General features: G+C 40.4%; 26 protein-coding genes. 2 read left to right on the forward strand and 24 right to left on the reverse strand.

Features of this window, described 5'->3' with window-relative positions; translation table 11 throughout:
- Positions 1–16: 16 nt before the first annotated feature.
- The 7 genes from floA to mtaB form a co-directional block, all read right to left on the reverse strand.
- Positions 17–1,012: a flotillin-like protein FloA gene (gene floA, locus B7E05_RS13235; RefSeq protein WP_080874642.1), complete on the reverse strand. Its 996-nt coding sequence runs from the start codon at positions 1,010–1,012 to the stop codon at positions 17–19.
- Between the two features lie 45 nt (positions 1,013–1,057).
- Positions 1,058–1,453 (reverse strand): flotillin-like FloA family protein, encoded by a 396-nt coding sequence (locus tag B7E05_RS13240; protein WP_080874643.1) that lies wholly within the window; start codon positions 1,451–1,453, stop codon positions 1,058–1,060.
- Between the two features lie 24 nt (positions 1,454–1,477).
- Positions 1,478–2,782, reverse strand: a complete 1,305-nt coding sequence (locus tag B7E05_RS13245) for an NfeD family protein (protein WP_080876308.1) — start codon at positions 2,780–2,782, stop codon at positions 1,478–1,480.
- Positions 2,783–3,041: 259 nt separating this feature from the next.
- On the reverse strand, positions 3,042–3,488 hold the full coding sequence (locus B7E05_RS13250) for a GatB/YqeY domain-containing protein (protein WP_080874644.1): 447 nt from the start codon (positions 3,486–3,488) through the stop codon (positions 3,042–3,044).
- A gap of 14 nt (positions 3,489–3,502) precedes the next feature.
- Positions 3,503–3,682, reverse strand: coding sequence for a 30S ribosomal protein S21 (rpsU, locus tag B7E05_RS13255; protein ID WP_040980621.1), 180 nt, complete (start codon positions 3,680–3,682; stop codon positions 3,503–3,505).
- A 111-nt stretch (positions 3,683–3,793) separates the two neighbouring features.
- Positions 3,794–4,459, reverse strand: a complete 666-nt coding sequence (deoC, locus tag B7E05_RS13260) for a deoxyribose-phosphate aldolase (protein WP_080874645.1) — start codon at positions 4,457–4,459, stop codon at positions 3,794–3,796.
- Between the two features lie 15 nt (positions 4,460–4,474).
- Complete coding sequence (gene mtaB, locus B7E05_RS13265; RefSeq protein WP_080874646.1) at positions 4,475–5,836, reverse strand: tRNA (N(6)-L-threonylcarbamoyladenosine(37)-C(2))-methylthiotransferase MtaB; 1,362 nt, start codon at positions 5,834–5,836, stop codon at positions 4,475–4,477.
- A gap of 427 nt (positions 5,837–6,263) precedes the next feature.
- On the opposite strand from mtaB, the gene B7E05_RS13270 reads away from it, so the two are divergent.
- Positions 6,264–6,719, forward strand: a complete 456-nt coding sequence (locus B7E05_RS13270) for a hypothetical protein (protein WP_080874647.1) — start codon at positions 6,264–6,266, stop codon at positions 6,717–6,719.
- Between the two features lie 90 nt (positions 6,720–6,809).
- Here B7E05_RS13270 and B7E05_RS13275 read toward each other — a convergent pair whose 3' ends face one another.
- From B7E05_RS13275 to B7E05_RS13300, 6 genes are all read right to left on the reverse strand, one after another.
- Positions 6,810–7,535: an EcsC family protein gene (locus B7E05_RS13275; RefSeq protein WP_143833237.1), complete on the reverse strand. Its 726-nt coding sequence runs from the start codon at positions 7,533–7,535 to the stop codon at positions 6,810–6,812.
- A 244-nt stretch (positions 7,536–7,779) separates the two neighbouring features.
- A complete protein-coding gene (locus tag B7E05_RS13280; RefSeq protein ID WP_080874649.1) occupies positions 7,780–8,859 on the reverse strand; it encodes a YiiX/YebB-like N1pC/P60 family cysteine hydrolase in 1,080 nt (359 codons plus the stop codon).
- Between the two features lie 104 nt (positions 8,860–8,963).
- On the reverse strand, positions 8,964–9,326 hold the full coding sequence (locus B7E05_RS13285; protein ID WP_080874650.1) for a hypothetical protein: 363 nt from the start codon (positions 9,324–9,326) through the stop codon (positions 8,964–8,966).
- Between the two features lies 1 nt (position 9,327).
- Positions 9,328–9,732, reverse strand: a complete 405-nt coding sequence (locus tag B7E05_RS13290; protein ID WP_080874651.1) for an ABC transporter permease — start codon at positions 9,730–9,732, stop codon at positions 9,328–9,330.
- A complete protein-coding gene (locus tag B7E05_RS13295) occupies positions 9,729–10,664 on the reverse strand; it encodes an ABC transporter ATP-binding protein (protein WP_080874652.1) in 936 nt (311 codons plus the stop codon). The genes B7E05_RS13290 and B7E05_RS13295 overlap by 4 nt, the downstream gene beginning before the upstream one ends.
- Positions 10,657–11,448: a MerR family transcriptional regulator gene (locus B7E05_RS13300; protein ID WP_179134540.1), complete on the reverse strand. Its 792-nt coding sequence runs from the start codon at positions 11,446–11,448 to the stop codon at positions 10,657–10,659. Before B7E05_RS13300 ends, B7E05_RS13295 begins: the two co-directional genes overlap by 8 nt.
- A 236-nt stretch (positions 11,449–11,684) precedes the next feature.
- Between B7E05_RS13300 and B7E05_RS13305 the strand changes: the two genes are divergently transcribed.
- Positions 11,685–13,091 carry a catalase gene (locus tag B7E05_RS13305; RefSeq protein ID WP_080874654.1) on the forward strand — a complete coding sequence of 469 codons (1,407 nt, stop codon included), beginning with the start codon at positions 11,685–11,687 and terminating at the stop codon, positions 13,089–13,091.
- 129 nt (positions 13,092–13,220) lie between these two features.
- Here B7E05_RS13305 and B7E05_RS13310 read toward each other — a convergent pair whose 3' ends face one another.
- The 11 genes from B7E05_RS13310 to B7E05_RS13360 all read right to left on the reverse strand — a co-directional run bounded on the left by B7E05_RS13310 (position 13,221) and on the right by B7E05_RS13360 (position 26,678).
- A complete protein-coding gene (locus B7E05_RS13310) occupies positions 13,221–14,429 on the reverse strand; it encodes a Bcr/CflA family efflux MFS transporter (protein ID WP_080876309.1) in 1,209 nt (402 codons plus the stop codon).
- 218 nt (positions 14,430–14,647) lie between these two features.
- Positions 14,648–15,415, reverse strand: a complete 768-nt coding sequence (locus B7E05_RS13315) for a 16S rRNA (uracil(1498)-N(3))-methyltransferase (RefSeq protein ID WP_080874655.1) — start codon at positions 15,413–15,415, stop codon at positions 14,648–14,650.
- A 17-nt stretch (positions 15,416–15,432) separates the two neighbouring features.
- Positions 15,433–16,374 carry a 50S ribosomal protein L11 methyltransferase gene (gene prmA / locus B7E05_RS13320; protein ID WP_080874656.1) on the reverse strand — a complete coding sequence of 314 codons (942 nt, stop codon included), beginning with the start codon at positions 16,372–16,374 and terminating at the stop codon, positions 15,433–15,435.
- 380 nt (positions 16,375–16,754) lie between these two features.
- Positions 16,755–17,885 carry a molecular chaperone DnaJ gene (gene dnaJ, locus B7E05_RS13325; protein WP_080874657.1) on the reverse strand — a complete coding sequence of 377 codons (1,131 nt, stop codon included), beginning with the start codon at positions 17,883–17,885 and terminating at the stop codon, positions 16,755–16,757.
- A 208-nt stretch (positions 17,886–18,093) separates the two neighbouring features.
- Positions 18,094–19,944: a molecular chaperone DnaK gene (gene dnaK, locus B7E05_RS13330; RefSeq protein WP_080874658.1), complete on the reverse strand. Its 1,851-nt coding sequence runs from the start codon at positions 19,942–19,944 to the stop codon at positions 18,094–18,096.
- 39 nt (positions 19,945–19,983) lie between these two features.
- Positions 19,984–20,547: a nucleotide exchange factor GrpE gene (gene grpE, locus B7E05_RS13335; RefSeq protein WP_080874659.1), complete on the reverse strand. Its 564-nt coding sequence runs from the start codon at positions 20,545–20,547 to the stop codon at positions 19,984–19,986.
- Between the two features lie 100 nt (positions 20,548–20,647).
- Positions 20,648–21,679 (reverse strand): heat-inducible transcriptional repressor HrcA, encoded by a 1,032-nt coding sequence (hrcA, locus tag B7E05_RS13340; RefSeq protein ID WP_080874660.1) that lies wholly within the window; start codon positions 21,677–21,679, stop codon positions 20,648–20,650.
- A 178-nt stretch (positions 21,680–21,857) separates the two neighbouring features.
- Positions 21,858–23,030 carry a radical SAM family heme chaperone HemW gene (hemW, locus tag B7E05_RS13345; RefSeq protein ID WP_080874661.1) on the reverse strand — a complete coding sequence of 391 codons (1,173 nt, stop codon included), beginning with the start codon at positions 23,028–23,030 and terminating at the stop codon, positions 21,858–21,860.
- Between the two features lie 195 nt (positions 23,031–23,225).
- On the reverse strand, positions 23,226–25,034 hold the full coding sequence (gene lepA, locus B7E05_RS13350) for a translation elongation factor 4 (protein ID WP_080874662.1): 1,809 nt from the start codon (positions 25,032–25,034) through the stop codon (positions 23,226–23,228).
- 189 nt (positions 25,035–25,223) lie between these two features.
- Entirely contained in the window at positions 25,224–25,529 is a 306-nt protein-coding gene (locus tag B7E05_RS13355) for a hypothetical protein (RefSeq protein WP_080874663.1), read from the reverse strand.
- A 12-nt stretch (positions 25,530–25,541) separates the two neighbouring features.
- A complete protein-coding gene (locus tag B7E05_RS13360) occupies positions 25,542–26,678 on the reverse strand; it encodes a stage II sporulation protein P (RefSeq protein WP_245833097.1) in 1,137 nt (378 codons plus the stop codon).
- Between the last annotated feature and the right edge of the window lie 66 nt (positions 26,679–26,744).

Genomic DNA, 26,744 nt, shown 5'->3' on the forward strand with positions numbered 1-26,744 from the left:
TTTATTATCATTTTACTTACTTATTTTGGTCGTCATCTTTGTTGTCATTGGACAATTTGCCAATAGAGTCACGCATATCTGTATCCGCATCGATATTTTGATAGTTCATATAATCCATGACACCCATTTTACCGGAACGCAATGCTTCTGCTAATGCCTGTGGTACATCTGCTTCTGCTTCAACCACTTTCGCGCGCATTTCTTGTACGCGGGCAAGCATTTCTTGTTCTTGCGCTACTGCCATTGCACGACGTTCTTCGGCTTTCGCTTGAGCAATATTCTTATCAGCTTCTGCCTGATCCGTTTGAAGAATCGCACCGATGTTTTTACCGATATCCACATCTGCAATATCAATGGACAGGATTTCAAAGGCTGTACCAGAGTCAAGCCCTTTACTTAATACTGTTTGAGAAATCATATCCGGATTTTCCAGCACTTCTGTATGTGCATTGGAACTACCGATTGTACTTACAACACCTTCACCGACACGGGCAATGATAGTTTCTTCACCAGCACCACCGACTAAACGGTCAATATTCGCACGTACAGTAATTCTCGCCAATGCTTTTACTTCAATACCATCCATTGCAATACCAGCAATAAATGGCGTTTCAATTACTTTCGGGTTGACACTCATTTGTACTGCTTCTAATACATCACGACCTGCTAAGTCGATTGCAGCGGCACGTTCAAATAACAAATCAATATTTGCCCGTTGTGCTGCGATCAATGCATTTACTACTCTGTCTACATTACCGCCAGCCAGATAGTGACTTTCCAGCTGATTGGTTTTCACATTCATACCCGCTTTATGCGCTTTAATTAGCGGATTAATAACCCGATTAGGTACTACCCGACGCAAACGCATCCCGATAAGTGTAAAGATACTGATTTTTACTCCGGCAGCCAAGGCACTGATCCATAGTGCGACCGGAACAAAAGTAAATAGTATTGCTAAAGCAATAACGATCACCGCAATAATAATAAGCGGCATGAGAATATTTTGATCCATGCTGATTCCTCCTGATTTCAAAAATGATTTTACTTTCTTACTACCTTATACTTCATGTACCTTCTGTCTAACGACTTCGAGGACGTCACGACCTTCTAAATCCATCGCAGCTGCACGTTCAAATGATAAATCAATATCTGCCCGATCTGCTGCAATGAGTGCATTTACTACATTACTCAGATTGCCGCCTTCCAAATAATGGTTTTCCAACTGCTGAAGTGTCACATCCTGACCTGCTAAATGTGCTTTAATCAGTGGATTAACTACACGCTGAGGTGTAATTCGACGCAGTCGCATACTTATCAGTCTGAAGATATTGATTCTTACCCCGGAAGCCAGGGCACTAATCCAAATTGCTACAGGAACAAGTGTAAAAAAGACTGCTAAAACAATTATGACAACCGCAATAATCACAAGCGGGATGATAGTATCATTACTCACATATGTTCCTCCCGAGATTTTAAATTATTTTACTTCCCTGACAACGACACGAACACCTTCTACCCGAATTACTTTTACTTGCTTCCCTTTATCAATATAAGAACCTTCTGTCACAACATCGAGCGTTTCATTGTCCAGTTCAATCAGTCCGGAAGGGTGCAGCGGAGTTAATGTCTTTCCTTCAAGTCCGACAAGCTCCAAACGATTCACGGAGGATACATAACCTTCTTCTGTTGTTATACTGTCTCTTAATACAATGTGACGGAACATCCCTTTGTTCAGTCCAATTCTTCTAAACAGGATAATAGCAATAATCACAGTAATTAAAAAGGCAATTCCTATACTTATTGACATATGCATCAAATCATACCCCGACATCAATAGAGAGCCGACAACTGCACCGATTCCCAGCACCCCTAAAATGCCTCCGGTGACAAAGAATTCTGCCACGATAAGACCGATACCAATCAAAAGAAGGAGCAGAGCTTCCATTCCTGCTAATCCAGCAACGACATGCCCATAAAAGAATAAAATTAACGAAACCACTCCTAATATTCCCGGGACTCCGAAACCTGGAGAGTACAGCTCTACAATTAAACCGATACTGGCAACAGATAACAAGATAGGAATAACAACAGGATGCGTTAAAAATCTCGCCGCTTCTTCTGCGATAGAAGGTTCTGTTTCCACAACATCTGCTTCAGACAGATTAAGTTCCTCTAAAAGCTCCGCACGATTCGAAACAATCCCTTCTGCATATCCTACTTCAACTGCTTCTCTGGGACCTAATGTCAAAAATTGCCCCTCAGGAGCTCCGTACTCCGGCAAGTCAATACTATTATCAGCCATCGCCGCAGCATAAATCGGGTCTCTGTCATTTGCTTCTGCCGCACTTTTCATTTGCGCCAGCCATGCTGATTGTGCTTTTTCATCAGCTGCTGTCCCGTCTTGATTAATAATTCCACTCGCACCCATCGTTGCATGTGGATTAAAATAAATATTATTCGAGAACAAAGCAATGTAAGATCCGGCAGATAATGCTTCATTGACAATATAAGCTGTTGTCGGTACTGTCAGGCCTCGGATATGGGAACCAATTTGACCGGCAGAATCAACTCGGCCGCCAGGAGTGTCAATTTCAAAAACAATATGGTCTGCACCATTTTCCATTGCTTCCGTCGTTGCCCGGTTCACAAACGCTTCCAGACCCCGCTCCACTTCCCTTTCAATTGGTATAATATAAACGGTCTCCCCTTCACCTTGTTCAGCTTCTGCCTCTGTTCCAGTGAACGTAAATATCGATAGGAAGGTTAACACGGATACAAACATTATGTATACAGCTAACCGCCTGCGATGCCTTTTCAACTTGAATCACCTCCTTATACTGCACCTTCCCTATTATATACGAAAGTAATTCATAAAAGGTTTCATTTTTCGTGGATGGGTATATCTTGATAGTACCATATGTTTCAAGAAAATAGAAAGCGTCATCTTAATTTTACATGATGATAGATTCTTTTATTCGATCTATTCCCAATGTCCTCCCCAAATAACTGAAAAAACCAACCCTGAATCGGGTTGGTTTTCTTTATCGCAATTCCTGCTCTACTATTTGTTTAATTTTAGAACCGTCAGCCTGTCCTTTGACCTTTGGCATCACGGCACCCATTACTTTCCCCATATCTTTCATCGAGGCAGCATTCACTTCTGTTATTGTTTCCTGAATGATCGATGTTAATTCTTCATCTGAAAGTTGTTTTGGTAAATATTGTTCCAATATTTCCAGTTCTTTTTCGGTCTTGTCAACCAAATCATCTCTTCCAGCATTTTTAAATTCTTGGAGGGAATCTTTTCTCTGCTTCACTTCTCTCGAAAGAATAGTTAATTCTTCATCTTCAGATAGAGTATCTTTTCCAAGCTTAATCGATTCATTCTGAATAGAAGCTTTTACCATGCGTATAACGCTAAGGGTTTCTTTATCTTTGTTCTTCATCGCCTGCTTCATATCTTGATTTAATCGATCAAGTAGCGGCATACGTCACACCTTCTTTAGAATTTACGTTTTCTAGCAGCCTCTGATTTCTTCTTACGGCGTACACTAGGTTTTTCATAGTGTTCACGTTTACGATATTCTTGTAATGTACCACTTTTTGATACACTACGCTTAAAGCGACGAAGAGCATCCTCAAGAGACTCGTTTTTACGAACGCGAGTTGTATTATTTGACATGCTAATTTCCCTCCCTCCGAAGCACAAAACCATTTTTAATGCGAGCATGAATAGACTATCATGCCTTTTTAAATTATAATATAAACCTGCAGGACGGTCAATGGTTATTTATTAATAATCTGAAGTTCCTTCTTTACCGGCAACAATTTCCACTCCTGCACTGGCACCAATTCGTGTTGCACCGGCTTCGATCATCGCTTCCGTTGTTTCCAAATCACGTATTCCTCCAGACGCTTTTACTCCCATTTCCGGTCCGACTGTTTTCCGCATCAACTTTACATCTTCTACAGTTGCACCGCCGCCGGAAAATCCTGTGGATGTTTTTACAAAGTCTGCTCCTGCTTCTTTTGCTAATTGGCAGGCAAGCACTTTCTCTTCATCTGTTAATAAAGCCGTTTCTATAATGACTTTCGTTAATGCTTTTTCTTTCGCAGCATCTACAACAGCTTTTATATCTGCTTTCACTAACGCTTCATTTCCAGATTTTAATTCTCCGATGTTGATCACCATGTCTACTTCAGCTGCTCCATTTTCGATGGCTTCTTTTGCTTCATAAACCTTTGTCTGTGTTGTTGTCGCTCCTAAAGGAAAACCGATAACCGTACAGACTTTGACGGGGGAATCTTTCAATTCACTCGCACAGTAAACAACCCAATGCGGCTGGATACAAACAGAAGCAAAGTTATTTTCTTTAGCCTCTTCGACAATTTTTGCAATTTGGTTCTTTGTTGATTCAGGCTTTAATAATGTGTGGTCTATATAAGACGCTAAGTTCATGATTGTTATCTCCTTTTATGCGTTTTTTTCTGCAACATGTGTCGCATGATCCATCACACGTACAAAAACACCTTTATTTATCGGGTATCCGGATTCTGTTATTTTCACTTTAACAATTTTACCAATTAAATCGGCTGAACCTTCAAATTGTACTTTCATATAATTATCTGTATATCCGATCAAATGATTATCTTCCTGTTCACTTGCATGTTCTTCCGGAATCACTTCCAATACTTCATCTTGATATTTGGAAGCATATTCTTTTGCAAGCTGGTCGGATAAGGTAATTAATTCATGCACGCGTCTATCTTTTACGTCATCTTCCACCTGATTGTCCATTCTTGCTGCCGGCGTTCCAGTTCTTCGGGAGAATGGAAATACGTGAAGCTCGGAATACCCAATTTCTTTAATGAAATCACATGTCTCCTGGAATTCTTCTTCTGTTTCTCCCGGAAATCCGACAATAACATCTGAAGTAATAGCAAGTCCCGGCAATGCTTTTTGTATTTTTTTCACTTTTTGACGGTAAAAATCCGTGGAATACTTTCGGCGCATTCTGGTTAATACCGAATCGGAACCAGCTTGCAGCGGAATATGCAAGTGGCGGACAATTTTTTTACTTGTATCCAGTACACGAATAACCTCATCTGTAATTTGGCTCGCTTCAATGGAACTGATACGGATACGCTCTAATCCTTCGACCTGTTCCAGTTCTTCCAGCAGCATCGCAAAATTATAGTCTTTTAAATCCTCTCCGTACCCTGCTGTATGTATTCCTGTCAGGACAAGCTCCTTATATCCTGCTTCGACTAATTTATTAGCCTGGTCAATCACATTTTCAGGATCTCTGGAACGCAGTAGTCCTCTTGACCACGGAATAATACAAAATGTGCAGAAGTTATTGCATCCTTCCTGAATTTTGAGTGACGCCCGTGTGCGATCGGTAAATACAGGTACGTCCATCTCTTCAAACACACGATTTTTCATAATGTTCGATACACCGTTTACCGGTTCTTTCGTTTTTTCATGCTCTTCAATATAGGTAAAAATATTTTTTCGTTCCTGCGTGCCGACAACGACATCCACGCCAGGAATCTCCATAATTTCACCAGGGGAAGTCTGCGCATAGCATCCTGTGACACAAACAACCGCATCCGGATTCTTTCTAATTGCACGACGGATAGTCTGTCTGCTTTTTTTATCACCAGTGTTGGTAACCGTGCATGTATTGATTACATAAACGTCTGCATCGTGATCAAAATCCACACGTTCATAGCCCTGCTCCTTGAACATTCTCCAGATGCCCTCGGTCTCGTAATGATTGACTTTACATCCTAGTGTGTGAAAGCTCACGGTTTTTGGCAATTTTTCAGCCATTTATATATCATCCTTTCGTTAACATTTCATTTTTGATTATACGTACTTAATGATATCACAAATATTTAAAAATACGATATAAAAGACCCTTTCCTCCTCATAATTAAGGGGAAGATGATATCCTGCTTTATCATTTCAATCTTGCTTCACTCATGAATTTACTTTATTTCTGCCCGCGTCATTCACTCCACCCAGCTTTTACCCGAGGAAAAATGTATGGTGAAGCGTGAGAAATACTCCTATTTTTCACTTCATTATCTACCAAAAGGAAGCCAAAAGACGAGGAAAAACCATCATAACATCAGTAAATATCTGTGGCATTGTCACATGCAATGATAGTCTATCTTCTTCGATATTGGGTTTGAACACACACTATAAGGGAAATATATATTATCAATAAGCCTTACTTGCCTAAAGGAGGCAAAACATGGATGTGTTATGGGAGTGTATAAAATTAATAGGTATGCTCCTGTTTTGCTTGTTTGTGATGTTTATGACCTGGAGATACATGCAAAGTGACGGCAAAGGATGGGATGACGGCTCGACAGGTGTGTATATTTCATGGCCGCGGAGCCGGCTGCTGAATTTTTTTGCTTTTCACCTGTTCTTTATTGGATTATTGATAACGATTCATAACTTTTTTCTTGCTGGATTTGAAATGACCTCAACCTTGCAACAAGTTGAAGGATACGAGGGAGCAGGATTAGCTATCATTTTCCTATTTGTTGGAGCAACCAATCTTTTTGGAGCGAAATTTCTTTTGGGAAAAGAGCGAGCAGGCTGGGTTCAAAAATTTGATAAAATAGCACCGTTATTGGTACGAATTTTTGGAGCAGCCCTTATTTTGCTGAGTCTTACGAGACTTGTTCAGTCTTTTGGTTAACTAGAAACTCCATTTTTACCTCTGTAAGAATAAGCATGTATATCTGACTATTCCAGGGTGACATGCACTACTATGATAGCAGTTGCTTTTTCATTGATTCTTCAACTTATTTCGTTCAAACTGGCGCATCCTATACGCATTCATTGCCGTCTCTCCAAGGGTATCCATCAAATTATGATTGGCATATGCACCGACGATGGCACCAAGCCCTGGAATGAGCTGCAGCATTTTAACCAAATCGATATAATCGCGATATTCCTGCTGAAAAACACGCCAATCCATATCAGCCAGCTCCCCCTTCTCCTGCTCCCAATTTTCAAGTATATAAAAGGTATCCTTCCGTTTTTCATCACTGGAAAAGGCAAGCTGGAAGACATGGAGAATAAACAGCCGCTCCTCATATTCATTGGCATCATAGCCATAAACTGCTGCCAGTTCAAACAAAAACTTCATCTTGATGGACAATAGCAACGGAAAATCTGCAAGTCCAAAGAAAATGCCCCCTGCGCCCGTTCCCGCACCTTCAACGACGGCTGTTTTACGATAGGAGATTAACTTTTCCTTGGCCATTTCATCCCGTTCAAACAAGGAAAGTTCGGTTGGTTTGGGTTTCTTAGTTGTCATATTGGAGCCGACCAACGTAGCCTTTACCATATTTTTAATGCTGTCTGTAATAATTTGATGCGCCTTCTCAGGGATCATGTTATTCATTTTCTTTTGTGCTTTTTTCGATAACTGATTAAAAAGACTGGATTTTTTCAACATTTTATTACGCCAATCCAGAATTTCTTTCAATACAACTGTTTCATATTCCATATTCAAAACCTGCCTTCGTTTTCTTTAGTTCCTTATACGATTTGAATTCGCAAATGGATTCAGTAAAGATTTGAATGAAAAATTTTTCTTTTGACATCAAAATCCCCTTAGATAACGGAATCGTATCTAAAGGGATGCAATCAAGGGTACATTATTATATTAGAAAGGCAGTCTGCATAATTAACATCAATCATTTTTTATGAAAGAATTGGACCGATGCATGACGTAACAACAAGCAATTATTTCACAGCTCATTAAATTTAATTTGATAACAGAACGCCAATTTTCTAAAATAATCTTTTTCCACTAAATCAGTCGGTTTTATTTTAGTAGCGGGGCTCTGAAAATATTCCAATCCGGCCACCTTCAACATATTATATACGAACTGTGAACAAAACATAATATTGGGACGGACGGAGAATTTTGTAACCAGCCCCACAAAATTATAGACACTGCCTGTGTCATTCATTTCCTTTACTTTATCTATAATCATTTGCTTTTGTTCCCTGGAAACCTTCAGACTGTAAACTAATATTTCAGCATCGTCCTTTTTGTGAAATTGCATCAATTGCTCTTGATTCAATCCGGGAGGGGAAACTTTTTCTCCACCGTTATAACTCACAATTGTTTTTAAGTCTCTGTCAAAACTGATGGAAACATGGTTATATACTTTTTGAGTAAAAACAGCGATTAGCTCGCTTGCAGGACTTCCGGTACTTGAAATAACGATATACAAATGCTCATCCGCTAAACTTCGCTGACACTCCTCAAAGAAAGCATCGGTTAAGGAATTTTTATTTACATACTTCGTATAGCTGTGTCTTGGAATATCTTCCATGATTTCATTTAAATTTTCCCTGGATAATGAGCTCCTGCCTTTCTTCAATTTATCCCCCAAACTGACAGCACTTTTTTGCATTTCTTTCATCGTGTTAAAACTGATGGTTGCAGCATCTTTTACAGAATGGGAAAAGACGTTTTGTATCGTATATAAATACATAACATACAACACACAAAAAGGAACCAGCATAAAAATTACAGCAATCATTTTCTTCATGAGAAATAATATACCGGCATCCGTACCGGAAAACACAAATAACGTATTAAATACCCGCTGCGCAGACATGATCAGTAAATAAATGATCGTGAAAATAATTTTTGTTGTTTTTTTATTCTGTGACAGCCAAAGATGGCCAATCAGAAGTACTGCCGAAACAGCGTAGATGACTGCATATATGTTTAATTGCTGTACGGAAAGCAAAAAAATCAAAAAGAATAGAAGCAGCATATTTACTAATAATAGATACATCTTTTTTATATTCATTGTTCTCTCCATATGAAATAAGTTTTAATGTCATTGTTTTCCACGCATGACAACGTGTATTAAAAACGGCATCCTGCTACAGGAACATACGCAGGCAGGATTGATTAAAAATCCTTCTTATGAAAGGATACTACAGCTATGACAGAAGTGATTACCAGCCAGAGAATCAGTATGCTGACACTGGTAAATGCAGCCGTTGATTCAAACGATTCTGACCCGGTTGTGCCAGACAAGCTGTGTATTGCCGACTGAGGCGTGACTGGCAGCAACGCTTGCTGAATGGACCCCGGAAACATACGAATCAGTGCGGGAATGGCCAATATAATAATAGAAAAAGCAATTCCTCCACCGCTGCTTTTGAAAAGAAACGTTGCCGCAACAGTAAGCAGACAGTAAAATATCGGCATCAGCAGAACACCCAAAACAAATTGCCGGATGTCTGTATCTGCTAAACTGGCGAGCGGCATGTTATTGGCCGTCAGAATGAGTTGACTGGTCAGATATGAGAGCTGCCATCAGAATACTCATTGCGATGGAGAGCAGGAAAAAGATAATATATTTTCCTAAAAATAACTTTTTTCGGTTCGGAACAGTTGCTAACGTAGTATAAATCGTTTCTGCAGTGAATTCTCTGGATATCGTTAACGCTGTAAAAACGATCAATAGAATACTGGCGAGGTCCACACCTAACATATTTGCTGATACGACCTCCATGACGGATAAATCTGTAATCGCGGTTCCCTGCGTCACATTGGTAGTCACAGCAAAGATAAATCCGAGGGCTAAGCTGATTCCAATAGTAAAAAGCAAATACATTTTCGAAAAACGAAGAAAGAAAATCTTTTTATATTCCGCTTGCATAATGTTTCTCATGGTGTTTCCCTGCCTTTTGTCAGAAGGGTATCTGTTGATACATAATCTGCTTTTCCTTCTGTTAATTCTACAAATAAATCTTCTAAGGAAGGCTGTACTTTCGTTAATTCATATAAAGCCAATTGTTCTTCTTTTGCTGTTATTCCAATTTGTTCCTTGCCTAATTGGTAAACATGAAGCTCGCCGTTTTCCGCCTGTTTCACCTCTGCCCCTTTTTTCGCTAGAAAGGCTTGTAATTTGTCATTATCTTCGCATGTTACTTTGACAAAGGAACCGAGACTGTTTTGTGCTAATTCATCGATAGTCATATCCGCAATTAGATTTCCTTGTGCCAGAATAATCATCCGGTCGGCTATCATTTGCATTTCGCTCATGAGGTGACTGGAGACAAGTACTGCTTTTCCCTCCCGTGCCAGCCTTTTCGTCAGCGCACGCAGCCAATGAATACCGTCCACATCCAATCCATTAAATGGCTCATCTAAAATAACCGTTTCCGGATCACCTAATAGAGCCGCGGCAATTCCTAAGCGCTGTTTCATTCCTAAAGAAAATGTGCCGATTGGCTTGTCTGTTACCTTTTCCAATCCCGTTTCCTTCAGCATTGTCGTTATTTGCTTCCCGGAAATACCGCTTGCTGCAGCGATGATTTCTAAATGCTGTTTTGCCGTTAATTTGGGATTGACTGCATCTGCATGTATGAAAGCTCCTACTTTAGAAACTGGATGCTTCAAATTTTTATAACGCTGCCCATCAATCGTTACACTTCCTTCGCTCGGATGCATGCATCCCAAAATCATTTTCATCGTCGTTGATTTCCCTGCACCGTTCGGGCCCAAAAATCCAGTCACAACACCTGGTTGAATGGTCAGCGATAATTGATTCACAGAAATGGTACCCTTAAAGGTTTTCGTTAAATGATTCATTTCAATCATTGTGATTCCTCCAAACGTCTGCCTTGCCTGCAGATAAATAGTGGTCTACCGCCTTATCGATAAACGTATTCGTGAAGTCAATCAGCTGCTGGTCCTCCTTTGGCCATTGCTCCCGATTTTTATAAGAATCTTTATATACATTGAGTAACTCCTTGCTTCCGTCTGTAATACTTACTACCATCTCAATCCACCTTTTCGCAAAGTCCTGTCCCTGTTCACTCTCCGGCTCGATATCATGGAGTATATGCGCAACAGCTTCCAGGATAAGTGCTTTCCAGTCCCAATAAACTTCTATAACTGCTTCTTGGTTCTGATAATGCTCTATAAAAGTATCTTCTGCTTTTTTATCAAAGGGAACATCTTTATATTGATAAACCGTATCCTTATTTAAAGAAATCATTAATTGCACCAGATTTCCCAAAGGAAGTGCATCATTTTCTTCCATTCCGGCCAAACTCGTTTCGATCATAGCAATGTTGCTTTTGATATCATGCAGTTTATAGTAAAAGATGTCTCGCTGCTTTTCTAATACATTCCGAAACTGCTCCGCATTGGAGCTTTCTTCTAATAATGTCGCAATATCTTTAATTTTTAATCCTAAAGATTTGTAGAACAGAACCTGTTGCAGCCGGGTTAAGTCGGACTCTGTATAATATCTCCGTTTACTTGTTTCATTTTTTTGTAATGGTACTAATTGAATATTATCGTAATATTGTAATGTCCGGACGGTGACTCCAGTAAGCTTGGAGATTTCTCCGATGGAAAATTTATTTTCATTTTTCACGATAGCACCTCCTACTCATTATTAAACCATATTACGTTACGTCATCTTCAATAGCAAAATAGTATTTTTTCAAGACGCTTCACTGTAAAATAAAAGACAAGACAAAAAAAGCCTGATAGCTGCATCAGGCTTTTAATATAAAATGAAGTTACGTTTGCAGAGCGTTCAATATGCATATTAATACAAACCTCCGTCATATCTTTATAAGGTAGAACATTTTTCATAAGGAGGACATAATGAGCGATAACAACCAACATTCCCCACAAGGAAGGCGTATCCCTGTTCGTAAAACAGAAGCAGCAACTAAGCATGCTAATCGTCAGCCTAAACAGACCGATAATCCGGAAGCACTTTATTCACAGACGGTTGGCAAAAATGGCCCGATACTGGAGCAGGACAGTATTTTGCACGAATCACTGGAGAACCTTGTTCATGAAAAAATCGTGGAACGGCCTTTACACGTGAAAGGATACGGAGCTTTCGGTTATTTCGAAACATTGCACAGTATGAGCGCATACACCAAACTCCCCTTTCTTCAGCAAGCTGGCCAAACCGTTCCGGTCGCCGTCCGTTTTTCCCTTGGAGCGAGCAATAAAGGTACGCCGGATACGCTGCGAAATGTGCGCGGTTTTTCAACGAAGTTCTATACAGATGATGGCATCTTTGATTTGATCTGTAATCATCTTCCTATCTTTTCGTTGCGGGATCCGAGACGTTTTGCAGAAAGTGTGGAAGCTATGGCACCATCACCGAAAAATAATTTGATGGATCCGAACCGGCTTTGGAGATTTGTCGCCAGTACGCCGGAATCCACCGCTTTTTTTGTTCGGCTGTTTTCCGATCATGGCACAGTTAAAAGCTTTCGTCACATCCCCGGCCACAGTGTCAGTACGTACGTATGGCGAAATGCGGAAGGCAGACGCCGCTACATTAAATATCTTTGGGTTCCATTTGATGGCGTGGAATACATTACAAATGAGGAGGCAGAAAAACTTGCTGCCATGAATCCGGATTATTCCGGCGAAGACCTTTTTCAAACGATAGCAAACGGAGAAACCGTTGAATACGGATTATACGTACAAATGATGGACCCAAGAGAAGCAGAACAGCTTCCATATGATCCGCTTGACGACACAAAAGTGTGGGATGAAAGGATGTTCCCGCCTCATCCAGTCGGAAAAATGGTGCTGAATCGCAATCCGGATAACTACATGGAGCAGGTAGAGAAGATTGCATTCTCCCCATCGAACTTATTAGATGGCGCAGAATTGTCCAATGACAGAATCCTGCAAGGACGCTCGAATATTTATTGGGATTCGCAGCGTTATCGTATTGGTCCCCGATTCCGTGATGTGCCGGTAAATGCGCAAAAGCATTGGCAGCCGGACGATTTACAAACCAGCGGAGAAGGTACCTATGTAGAAGGGAAACTTGTGCGCACAGATATCACCATGCAAGATGATTTTACGCAGGCGGGAGAGTTCTATCAATCCTTATCACAGACTGGAAAATCGCATCTTGTATCGAATCTTGTTGGGGCATTAACAGGCGTGGAGCGGAATTTGCAGGTGCAGAGTCTTCACTATTTTTCCCTTGCTTCCCGTGAACTTGGGGAACGTGTATCAGCCGGGTTGCGGCAATAAATTACACACCTAATAACGAAACCGATTCAAATCAGGGAACGGCCTAAAACAAAAAGAAGAAGGGTACATTAGCTTACGATGTCTACTTCTTCTTTTTAACGTTATCTTTAAACGGATTCACAGTGGTCTTTACGATGCTTTTGCCTCGTCTTTTTTAACAAGTGTAAAGAAAACAATAAAACCAATAAGCGTGGTCGTAAATATAATCGTTCCCATCGGAATGGCAGATTCCTCGCTTATGCCTGCGAGCGGTGAAAAAACGGAACCAAGTAACAACGGAAGCATGCCCAAAATGGCGCTCGCACTTCCTGCGCGGTGATCCTGTTTAGCCATTCCCAATGTAAACGTACTTGTCAATATCATCCCCATCGTCGTCATATAGATAAAAATGAATAGAACGATTAGTGTTAAAGGGCCTTCGATGATTGTCATGATAAGCAATAAAAACGTAGCTGCGAGAGCCGTAGTAACAGCTGTTTGCAGCATCTTTTTTTCAGGAATGATTCCGCTGAAACGGCCGATAATAAAACTGCCTGTTATAATCGCCAGACCATTGATCCCAAATAATACACTAAATACTTGTGGGGATACACCATAGATATCTTGATAGACAAACGGCGTCCCGGACACATAAGCAAAGCTGCCGCCATGGATAAAACCAACGACCAGGGCATAGCCGATAAAGGAACGGTCTTTCATCAGACTGCCCATCGTTTTTATCGAGGCCCCTGCAGAACTCGGTATCCGCTTATGAGAGGGCAAGGTCTCTTTCAATTTCATCGCAACAATAATAACCATAAGCAGACCGACGATACTTAAAAAGTAAAAGATACTTTTCCAGCTAGTTGATTCAAATGCCAGAATAAAACCGCCAATCATCGGGGCAACCATCGGCGCAATGGCATTAATCACCATTAATAATGAAAAAAACTTCGTCAGTGCCTGCCCGCTGAATACATCCCGCACGACTGCACGAGAAAGGACCACGCCAGCTGAAGCTGTTAATCCCTGTAAAAACCGCATTGCAATCAACACGATAATATTCGGAGCTACTGCGCAAAGGATAGAAGCCAAAGCAAACAAAAACGTAGCAATCAATAACGGCTTCCTTCTGCCCTGCGCATCACTGATTGGACCGGCAAATAATTGCCCGATTGCAAGCCCCAGTAAACACGCAGTTAAACTTACCTGCACCAGAGATGCACTGGTGTCTAAATCTTGCGTAATCTCCGGAAAACTTGGCAAATACATATCAATATTAAGCGGCCCTAAAAAAGCAAGCAGCCCGAGAAGCAATGCAAGTCCTAACCGGGCTGCTCCTGTTGGATTATGTTGTATGTTTATATCTCTTTCACCATTCAAACATTATCACTCCTGTCACTGTTATTACCAATCATTTTAGGCAAAGAAATGGCATCCCCTTATTATGATTCAAAGCTTGATGGACGCTAAGGGGGTATATATGTACATAAGTTTGTTTCCCGTTTAGTATATAAGCTTTGTCCTCTGTTCACTAAAAGAAGGTAAAACAACCTCATTCCGGCTGCTTTTACCTTCTAATTTTTAAACATGAGCTCTTCCAAATGATAAGAAATACCAGTTAACGCATATAACGCTGCTGTTTCTGTACGCAAAATCCGCTTTCCAAGCCGGATTGCCTGAAACCCTGATGCTTTAAGCTGGTTAGCTTCTTGTTCAGAAATACCGCCTTCCGGACCGATAACAAGCAAGATACGGTCCCCATCAGATAAGCTGCTCAATACAAAAGCGAAAGCAGAAGTATTTCCAGCCTCTCCTTTTGCCTCTTCTTCATATGCAAAAAGCTTTACTGTATAAGATTCGCTTTCTTTGATTAATGCTTTCAACTGCATGACAGGAGACAGATCAGGAATCCGATTGCGATGGCTCTGCTCACTAGCTTCTTTTAAAATCTTACGGAAACGATTTGCTTTTTTGGAAAACTTCTGGTCATTCCATTTGGCCACCGATCGATCTGCTGCAAATGGAATAAATTTTGCAGCTCCCAGCTCTGTCCCTTTTTGTAGAATCCATTCAAACTTATCTCCTTTTGGAATTCCTTGTGCAACCGTTACTTTGACTGGTAATTCAGCAGATTCATCCAGCCAATTTTCAATTTCTACCTGCACCTCTGTTTCATGTACTTCTACAATTTTACAACATGCTGCACGTCCGTCATCCGTATTACAAATAATTTCATCACCGGGTTTATTCCGCATCACCTTTGTTATATGATGCACATCCTCGCCTATAATCTTGACAGTTTGATCTGTCACCTGTTCTTTCGAAATAAAATAACGCTGCATGTTTCGATCACCTGCTTTTAATCCGGTTTCTTGGCAATAATGGAAACCCAATCTTCCATTTCGCTGACAGACAGAATATCAAACCCTGCTTCTGTTAACCTGTCACGAACCAATTGTTTCTTCTTTTGAATAATACCAGAAGTAATAAAATGGCCACCGGGACGAAGATTGCTGTAAGCATCTTCTACAAAACGGACAATAATCTCCGCAAGAATGTTGGAGACAATGACATCCGCCTGCTCTTCTACACCATCCAGCAAATTATTCTGTTTTGCCGTCACATAGTTTGAAAGATGATTTAATTTCACATTTAAATTGGTACTTTTTACAGCTATATCATCTAAATCAAAAGCTTGTACAGATGCAGCACCTAATTTCACCGAAGCAATGCTTAAGACACCTGATCCACAGCCGACATCTATCACTTTATCACCCGACTGCACATAAGCTTCCAGCCCTTGGACACTCAATACTGTTGTCGGATGGGTACCTGTTCCAAAAGCCATCCCTGGATCCAGCTCAATAATTAATTCATCCGTTGATACCGGCTTGTAGTCCTCCCAAGTTGGCGTAATCGTCACACGATTGGATATTTTAACGGGTTTATAGTATTTTTTCCATGCGCTTGCCCATTCCTCTTCATGGACTTCACTTAGGCTCACCTGGTTCTTCCCAATATCAATGTCATACAGCAATAACTGATTGATTGCTTGTTTAATCTCATCAACTGTTTCTCCTAAAAAACTGTTCATTGGCAAGTATGCCTTGACACGGACGCCTTCATCCGGATAATCATTGGGATCCAGTTCCACGACTTCTCCAAAACCTTCTCCCTCAAAATACTCCAAATCCAATGGATCTTCAATCACTAATCCACTCGCTCCGGTCTCATGTAAAATATTAGAAATAGGCTCTACTGCTTCGTTTGTTGTAAGAATGGTAATCTCTGACCACTTCATATGGAACACCGCCGTTCTGTTGATATATCTATAAGCCAAAAGCGCAAAGCGCCCGTTTAAAAACGTAGAGATTGGAGCGGCGCAACTGAGATAAAGGAAACACGGTGAGGTAACGAACCGATGTTGACTTATACCCGCAGGGCATAAGTGCGACTACGGCTCTGACCGCGCCTGTCGGCTTGGCAATCACCTAGTCTTCTTTATCGTAGGGCGCGACGGGAAATCTCCTAGTTTTTGGCGCTTGGAGCTGGACGTGGCTTTTCCTGAATAAAAATAATTTCATCTAAAAATTTTATATTATATATCTATGTAAACAGAGATACCTCCAGTCTGCTTATCTTAACATATCATCAAAACTACAAACTGGAGGAACACTCTGATCAGTCACCTTTGAACGCTTTACGGAAGCGTTGGAAAATATTATCCTCTTGTTCATCTGTGGATTCATTTCCACCTAATTCATTAAATTGACGCAACAAATCTTTTTGTTTATCTGTTAAATTGGTTGGCGTCATTACTTTTACTTTAATATGCTGATCGCCTTGACCTCTACCATGAACGTTTGGTGCACCTTTTCCTTTCAAGCGGAATGTTTTCCCTGCTTGTGTACCAGCTGGAATTCTTAATTTAACCTTGCCGTGTACAGTAGGTACTTCCAATTCATCCCCTAACGCAGCTTGCGCAAAGGTAAGCGGCAATTCACAGAAAATATGGTCGCCTTCCCGCACATAGAAATCATGTCTGCGAACACGAATAACAACAAATAAATCACCTGGAGGGCCGCCATTTTTGCCTGCATCCCCTTTACCAGATACACGGATTTGTTGACCTTCGTCAATCCCAGCCGGAATAGAAATGTGAATTTTTTTCTTGGTATGAACGGTTCCAGTACCGCCACATGTTTCACATTTGTCCGGAATAATTTTACCTGTTCCGTTACAATAATGACAGACACGACGATTTACGACACGGCCGAATGGTGTGTTCTGTTCTTCATTTAACTGACCTGATCCATGACAATGCGAGCAGGTTTCCGGTTTTGTCCCCGGTTTTGCTCCTGAACCATGGCAAGTATCACACTCTTCCTCCTGCGGTACTTCAATATCCGTTTCTTTCCCAAAAATGGCTTCTTCAAAATCGAGAATTAGCGTATATTGCAAATCGTCTCCTTGTTGCGGTGCGTTCGGATCACGTGTACGTCCGCCGCCGCCAAAGAACATATCGAAAATATCGCTGAATCCGCCGAAGTCTTGTGCGCCACCGCCGCCAAAACCTCCAAAACCTTGACTTTGTGGACCTGCATGACCAAATTGATCATATTGTGCCCGCTTCTGATCATCACTTAAAACTTCATAAGCTTCCTTTACTTCCTTAAATTTCTCTGCTGCACCCTCTTCCTGATTGACATCCGGATGGTATTTACGGGCCAGCTTCCGGTAACTCTTCTTTATTTCATCTTTTGAGGCGTCCTTATCTACACCTAAAAGATCATAATAATCTTTTTTTGCCAAATTACTCACTCCCGACACTCTGATTGCATAGGTTTAATCATATCATCATTCAATTGTCTATGGCAACAATGAATATCTGCTTTCATTCAAATCAACTATAAGCTTTTATCATTTCCAGTTTATCGTCCTCTGTAAAAAAGTCAAAGCCAAGAGAATCCTGACTTTGACTTTTATTCAGTAACTTTCAACAAATTGTTTATTTGTTCATTTATTTATTTTCTTTATTATCGTTGTCGTCATCATCTACTTCTGTATAATCTGCATCAACAACGTCATCGCCTTGTTGTTCCCCTGCATTTTCTGCACCTTGTGCCTCTTGAGCTTCTTGTTGTACTTGCTCATAAAGCTTAGCAGAAAGCTGTTGAACTTTTTCTTCCAGCGCATCTTTCTTCGCTTGGATTTGCTCTTGATCATTAGACTCTAAAGCTTCTTTTAATTCATCTCTTGCAGCTTCAGTCTGTTGTTTTTCCTCATCAGAAACTTTATCGCCTAAGTCTTTCAATGTTTTATCTGTTGTAAATACAAGCTGATCAGCTTGGTTGCGAAGTTCTACTTCTTCACGGCGTGCTTTATCCGCTTCTGCGTTTTCTTCTGCTTCTTTTACCATTTTATCTACTTCATCGTCAGATAAACCAGAAGAAGATTTGATTGTAATGGATTGTTCTTTATTTGTTCCTAAATCTTTTGCTCTTACGTTAACAATACCGTTCGCATCGATATCGAAGGATACTTCAATTTGAGGCATTCCACGTGGTGCTGGCGGAATATCAGATAATTGGAAGCGGCCAAGCGTTTTATTATCTGCTGCCATTTCACGTTCCCCTTGAAGTACATGAATATCTACTGCAGTCTGGTTATCAGCTGCCGTTGAGAAAGTTTGGGATGCACTTGTCGGAATAGTTGTATTACGTTCAATTAATTTTGTAAATACTGCACCCTGTGTTTCGATACCTAAAGAAAGTGGTGTTACGTCTAGTAATAATACGTCTTTCACGTCACCTTGCAGCACACCGCCTTGAATTGCGGCACCAAGTGCTACCACTTCATCCGGGTTAACACCTTTAGAAGGATCTTGACCTAATTCTTTCTTAATCGCTTCTTGTACTGCCGGAATACGTGTGGAACCACCAACTAAGATAACTTTATGAATATCATTTTTAGATAAACCAGCATCAGAAAGTGCACGGCGTGTCGGTTTCATTGTACGCTCAACTAACTCTGTTGATAATTCATCAAATTTCGCACGTGTCAATGTCATTTCCAAGTGCAATGGGCCAGCATCTCCTGCTGTGATAAATGGAAGAGAGATTTGCGTTTGTCCTACACCGGACAAGTCTTTCTTCGCTTTCTCAGCAGCATCTTTCAAACGTTGTACTGCCATTTTATCTTTAGAAAGGTCAATACCATTTTCTTTTCTGAATTCTTCTACCATGTGCTTGATGATTACTTCGTCAAAGTCATCCCCGCCAAGACGATTGTCTCCGGCTGTAGCAACAACTTCAAACGTACCGTCGCCAATGTCCAGGATAGATACGTCGAATGTACCGCCGCCAAGGTCATATACTAGAATTGTTTGATCTTGATCATCTTTATCAATACCATATGCAAGTGCTGCTGCTGTTGGTTCATTAATAATACGTTCTACTTCAAGACCAGCAATTTTACCAGCATCTTTTGTAGCCTGGCGCTCTGCGTCATTGAAATAAGCAGGAACCGTAATAACAGCTTTATCTACCGTTTCACCTGTATAATCTTCTGCATATGCTTTAATATGTTGCAGAATAATTGCTGAAATTTCTTGTGGTGTATATTCTTTATCATCAATGGTTACTTTATAGTCTGTACCAATATGACGCTTAATGGATTGAACGGTATTTGGATTTGTGATTGCCTGACGTTTAGCAACCTCTCCGACTTGTCTTTCCCCGTTTTTAAAAGATACAACAGAAGGAGTTGTACGATTTCCTTCCGGGTTTGGGATAACGACTGCCTCGCCGCCTTCCATTACTGATACACATGAGTTTGTTGTTCCTAAGTCTATTCCGATAATTTTACCCATAGTTTATTTCCTCCTTCATTCCTACTGTACACTATTTCATTATTTATTGACTTTTACCATTGCAGGCCGGATAACCCTGTCTTTTAGAAGATAGCCTTTTTGCAGCTCTTCAACAACTTTATTTGTTTCTACAGAGTCATCTTCCACTTGCATGACAGCATGGTGTATATTCGGATCAAAATCTGCACCTTCTGTTTCAATAACAGACACACCCTGCGAAGAAAATACGTCCTGTAATTGACGGTATACCATATCAATTCCTTCCAGTATACTTTCGTTTTCTCCGGACACTTCAACCTGCAGTGCGCGTTCAAAATTATCCATCACAGGAAGCAGTTCCTGAACCATATCCTGTGCTTTGTATTTACGTTCTGCTTCGCGCTCTTTTAATGTGCGGCGTTTGTAGTTGTCAAACTCTGCCTGCAAGCGAAGCAGACGGTTCTCAAGCTCTTCTTTTTCATTTTTCAAAGCTTCTGCCTGAGCTTCTACATCATTCGTTTCGTCTGCAGATTCAGTCTCTGTTTCTGTTTCGTCCGCTGCCGCATCAACAATTTCCTGTTCTTCTTGCAGCGATTCTTCTTCTTTTTTTTCATTCTCTGCCATTTACTCAAGCACCTCTTTTCTAAATTCCAATTAAAAACTATACCATAGAAGATATAGACAGAAAACCAAAATCCTTGTGGAAAGAACCGCGTCCTTTCACTCAGGATTTATCACTATACCATTTCCGCATTGCGCCAGTCATTTCCTTGGAGATGCTTTCCATTAAGGATAATACCTTTTTGTACTCCATTCTCGTAGGACCTATTAATGCAATGGTTCCCATCTGTCCGCCGCCGATATGGTAAGAAGCGGTAATCAAACTTAAGTCTTTAATCTCTTCCACTTCATTTTCATGTCCAATAGATACTTTAATACCTTGATTGGAGTTTTTCAAGAGATTTACAATTTCATCTTCGCGTTCCATCAAGGAATAAAAAGAGCGGATGCGATCGACATCATTAAATTCCGGCTGCATCAATATATTTGCTTTGCCGCCAAAATAAAGTTTCACCGCTTGCTCTTGGGTAAATAGCGCGCGAATCCAATGAAGGGATGACCCTACATCATCCATATATTTCATCATTAAAGAAGCTACCTCATTTTGGATAACCTCAGGCAGCCGATAAAGCGGCACTCCTTGAAGACGGTCATTCAAAATGTTTACAAGCTTTTCGATATCAGATGATGAAATACCTTTTGGCAAGGTAAATGAACGGTGCTCTACATGCCCGGTATTTGTGACTAAAATAGCTACTGCTGATTGGTCGGACAGTGCCAGTACTTGAATATTTTTTACTGTCGTTTCAAACATCTCCGGTCCGAGAATAATGGACGTATAATTGGTTAATTGCGAAAGAGCCTCCGCTGCCGTTTGTACAATCTGTTCAAATTCATATACCCCGTTATTCGTTAATTTTTCAATGATTCCCAATCCATGTTGATGAATTTCCGGACCAATTAAATGATCAACATAATAACGGTACCCTTTTTCTGATGGCACACGTCCAGAAGAGGTATGCGTTTTTTCCAAAAAACCGAATTCTTCTAAGTCCGCCATCTCATTCCGGATTGTTGCGGCGCTAAATGGCAACGTATCTTTTTTAGATAGTGCCCTTGACCCTACCGGTTTAGCAGACTCTATAAAATCATCAATAATGACCTGCAATATCATAAGTTGCCTATCTGTTAACATGATGATCACCTCTGTTAGCACTCTCTTGTTATGAGTGCTAAATCTATTATAAAATTATCAAATTCATTTTCTTTTGTCAAACAGTTTGGTTTTTCCTTTCTATCATTTTTGCTTCTGCATGATAAAGAATGAAACACAACCTGTTCATTTATGAAGATACGAAAACCGGAAACGGTGTTTAAGAACGGGCAATTTCCAGTTTTTCCGAAAAATCCTCCAGTAATAAAAATTCCTGAAACACCCTGTCTCCCAGAAGCATACCCTGATTTGTCAATGCATAGTTTCCGTCTTGATACATTAGTAATTCATCTCGTATCAGCTGACTTAATTCTTCACGGTATAATTTTTCCAGCGACAAATGATATCTTTCCCTAAAAGCTTGTGTATTAATCCCTTCTGCTTTTCTGAGCTGCAGAAACAATTCTTCTTCAATCCGGTCCTGTAATGTTATTTCTTCCAGATGTTCGACCGCTGACCCTGTACGGTCAATTTCTCTTATATACGTTCCTAACGGTTTGTAATTTGCCGTACGCTTCCCGGGCAAATAGCCGTGAGCACCAGCACCAAAACCAAAATAATAATCATTATTCCAATAGGTTAAATTGTGTTTGCTCTCATACCCCGGTTTGGCAAAATTACTGATTTCATACTGATAAACACCTTGTTTTTTCATATGGTTCTGGAGCAACCGGTACATCTCCACTTCAGCATCTTCGGGCGGCTGATGAAGCATCCCTTTTCGCCGTTTATGGTAAAAAACCGTTTTGGGTTCAATTTGCAATGCATATGTGGAATAATGCGGAAGACCAAATTGAAGTGCTTCTTTTAATGTTTTTTCGAAGTGGGAAACGGTTTGATCAGGGAGCGCATAAATCAAATCCAGACTAATGTTGGTAAACGCCGCCTGCGTAAGAATTTCCACGGTTGTATAAACATCTTTCACACGATGCATACGCCCGATTTTTTCAAGCATCGCATCATCCATTACCTGGACACCAAATGAAATCCGATTCACACCATAATGATACAAAAGTCTGGCCTTTTCAGCGTCGATGTCTCCCGGATTAATTTCTATCGTAAATTCTTCACAAGCGGCAAGATCAAATTTTTCATGTAAAAACTGAAAGAGCTTTTGCAATTGTTCCATTGACAATGCTGTAGGTGTTCCGCCACCCATATAAATGGTCCGAAAAACATTTCCTTTACCAGGAATGGCTGTATCTATTTCTTTTATTAACGCATCTATAAATGCATCTGCCTTCTTCTCCATGTAATAATACTTTACAAAATTGCAGTAGTGGCAAATTTGCTTACAAAAAGGGATATGAATATATACTGACTGAACGCGCATTGTATGAACTTCCTTTCTCTATAGAAAACAAAAACTCCGATACCCTTTCATGCAAAATGGATTACCCTAATAAAACATCCAAAATGCAGATTTTCTATATCGCTAAAATGAACACGGTGGCATATGGACGGCAAAATAGATACTTGCACTTTATCGCAAGTATCTATTTTCCTTTAACCCTTATGAAATCAATACTTAATCATCATCCATCCTCAAAACAGCCATAAACGCTTCTTGAGGGACTTCAACGGCGCCTACCATCTTCATCCGTTTCTTTCCTTCTTTCTGTTTTTCAAGAAGCTTTCTTTTTCGGGAAATATCTCCGCCATAAAGTTTGGCTGTCACATCTTTACGGACTGCTTTGATATTAGACCGCGCTACAATTTTATTGCCGATGGCTGCCTGGATCGGCACTTCAAATTGCTGTCTTGGGATTAAATTCTTCAGTTTCTCCACAATCTGCTTTCCACGTTCATACGCAAAATCACGGTGGACAACCAGCGACAACGCATCAATCGATTCCCCATTAAGCAATATATCCATTTTCACAAGACGAGAAGGTTGATATCCAATTAATTCATAGTCAAAGGACGCATACCCTTTTGTCTGTGATTTTAACTGATCAAAGAAATCATAAACAATTTCTGAAAGCGGGATATGATAGATGACGTTAACACGAATATCATCTAAATATTGCATATCTACAAAATTACCGCGTTTCTTTTGGGCAATTTCCATCACAGCACCGATATAATCATTCGGTACCATTATCGTAGCTTCTACAAACGGCTCGCGTACTTCTTCAATTACTTGCGGATCCGGCATTTCTGACGGGTTATCCACAGAAAAAACATCTCCATTTGTCAATTCTACTTCAAAAATAACACTTGGAGCAGTTGTAATTAAACCAATGCCAAATTCTCTTTCAATCCGTTCCTGAATAATCTCCATATGAAGTAATCCCAGGAATCCGCAACGGTAACCAAAACCAAGCGCCTGAGAAGTTTCCGGCTCATACTGCAGGGAAGAATCATTCAGTTCCAAGCGCTCCAATGCTTCTCTTAAATCATTATAATCATTGGAGTCTACCGGAAAGAGTCCGCAGAATACCATCGGATTCAGACGGCGGTAACCGGGCAGTGCTTCATCAGCCGGTCTGTCAGCTAATGTAATGGTATCCCCGACACGGGAATCACCGACATTTTTAATCGACGCTGTTAAATAGCCGACATCGCCGACAGTCAGTTCTTTTTTAGGAAGCTGTTTCGGGGTAAATACACCTACTTCGTTTACCTCGAATTCTTTGTCTGTAGCCATCATTTTAATTTTATCTCCGACTTTAATAGAGCCTTCTTTCACACAGACATAAGCGATAACTCCGCGGTACGTATCATACAGCGAGTCAAAAATTAACGCTCTTAATGGATCTTCTGCTTCTCCAGGAGGCCCCGGAACGTCTTCTGCTATACGCTCCAGAATTTCTTCAATTCCTATATTCGCTTTTGCAGAAGCTAAAATGGCTTCATCACCGTCAATCCCTAATACATCTTCTAATTCTTTTTTAACTTTTTCTGTATCGGCACTTGGCAAATCAATTTTATTAATGACCGGAATAATTTCTAAATCATTTTCCATTGCTAAATAGACGTTCGCCAATGTCTGTGCTTCAATTCCTTGTGCTGCATCCACTACAAGAATAGCTCCTTCACAGGCAGCCAGGCTTCTGGATACCTCATATGTGAAGTCGACATGGCCAGGTGTATCAATTAAGTGGAAAATAAATTCTTCTCCGGCTTTGTTTGTATATTTTAATTGCACTGCATTCAATTTAATGGTTATACCGCGTTCACGTTCCAAGTCCATGCCATCTAACAGCTGGTCTTTCATTTCACGTTTTGTAACGGTTTCTGTATTTTCAAGAATTCGATCTGCTAATGTTGACTTTCCATGGTCAATATGGGCAATGATCGAAAAGTTTCTGACGTTTCTTTTTGTATTCGTCATTTCGCGCACACTCCTAATTTTTCCTGCACTACCTAAATTTCTTTTCATCTTAAAAGGCGTCAATTACTAGCTTTGATTATAGCAATTGATGCCTTGAGATTCAATGATTAACTTAGTAAAGCGTCGTGTTTTTCCGGAGTGGTCGGCTTAACCTCACAACATTACAAAACGTTATTCTTTCTTATTCTTTTAAAAAAACAGCTCTCCGATTCCATACATAATGGAGACGATTACTTCAAATAATTGCTTAACAATTCCTCCCATCGCAGCAGCCGCACGATTTGTTAAGGAGTAATTTCCTTCTTCAAGTACATCTGTTTCCGCAATAATCATCTCTTCTTCATCCTTTGTCTCCACTGGTTCTTCTTCTATCACTTCACTCGTGGGATTGCTGGAGGGAGCAGTTTGTTCAGCTGTCTCATTCTTCTGCATCCCAAATACCAGTCCGCTAAGAAAAAAGATGACAAGTAACAACAATATAATGATATTTCGCATCAAAACTTCCCCCTATTCATCAGACTGTACTGCTTCAGCATCCCAATAATAATCGCTGAACACTTCCCCTAACACATCCGCGGAACGATTCAGTTCTTCCATGGTATTATCGACACCGCCAAACTCAATCAGTAATGCATTGCCTTCCACATCCTGATTATATACGCCATTTCCACTGGAACCATCTTTCTGAAACACGCCTCGGCTTAACCCTGGATATTCTTCTTCAAGCAATCCATGTAATTCTGTTGCAACTTTTAGGTTCTTTTCATAATCCGGATGTCCCGTACCAATAACAAATAGAATTTTTGCATATTCTTCTCCATCAATGGTTTGTGTTGTCTTGTCTTTCCTTAGAGAATCCCTATGAAGATCAAACACATATTGAATTTCCTGATTACCTGCTACTGCTTCCGTAACAATATCGCGAGAGACTTCATAAGATTGATGGTATCCCATTCCCCGCTCATCCAAAAGGGCACCAAAATCCGTATCATCTACTTGTGTACCAATTCCCTGCCTTTCAAGTTCAGCCGCTAAGCGATCACTGACTTTTGTTATATTAATTTCTCCGTGCATGGCCCCGTCAGGATCTGTTTCATTCGGCAAATGCGGTAAAAAAGACTCTCTATTGTGCGTATTATAGATAAATACAACATCTCGGTCACCGGTTGTCTGTTCATTTTCAATTTCTTCTTCCGGCTCTTCAGACTCTTCTGTTTCCTCTGTTTCCTCTGTCTCCTCGGTTTCATCCTCTTCTGTCAGTACCGCTTCTCTCTCTCGTAACACTTCTTCTAAAGGCGGATTCGATTCTATTGGAAAATGAGTAAAATCATTATCGCTTGCCATTAATAATTGATTATCATATATTGAAAAACCCGGAATTTCATTGCCAAACAACGTTCTGGGATCAGTTGGTGTCACATTCGATGTCAGCTCAAAGAATACATCAGACATTTTTGGTATTTCTGCTTCCCCTTCAGGAAAACTTTGTTTATATGCCCGGTTTTCCATTGTAATTAAATGATAAAAAACTGTACTGTCCATTTCTTTTGTCCAACTGTTAAGCATATCGGATGAAAATCGATAAGCAGGCTGTACTGCTGTTAATATACTGATTAATAGAAATATACCCACAAAACATATCATATAAAGGCCGCTTCGCCGAGAAAAGGTCTGTACCATTTTACTCCAGTTATTTCGCTTCATAAAAAT

The organism is Oceanobacillus timonensis, from assembly GCF_900166635.1.
In the GTDB taxonomy this organism is placed as follows: Bacteria; Bacillota; Bacilli; order Bacillales; family Amphibacillaceae; genus Oceanobacillus; species Oceanobacillus timonensis.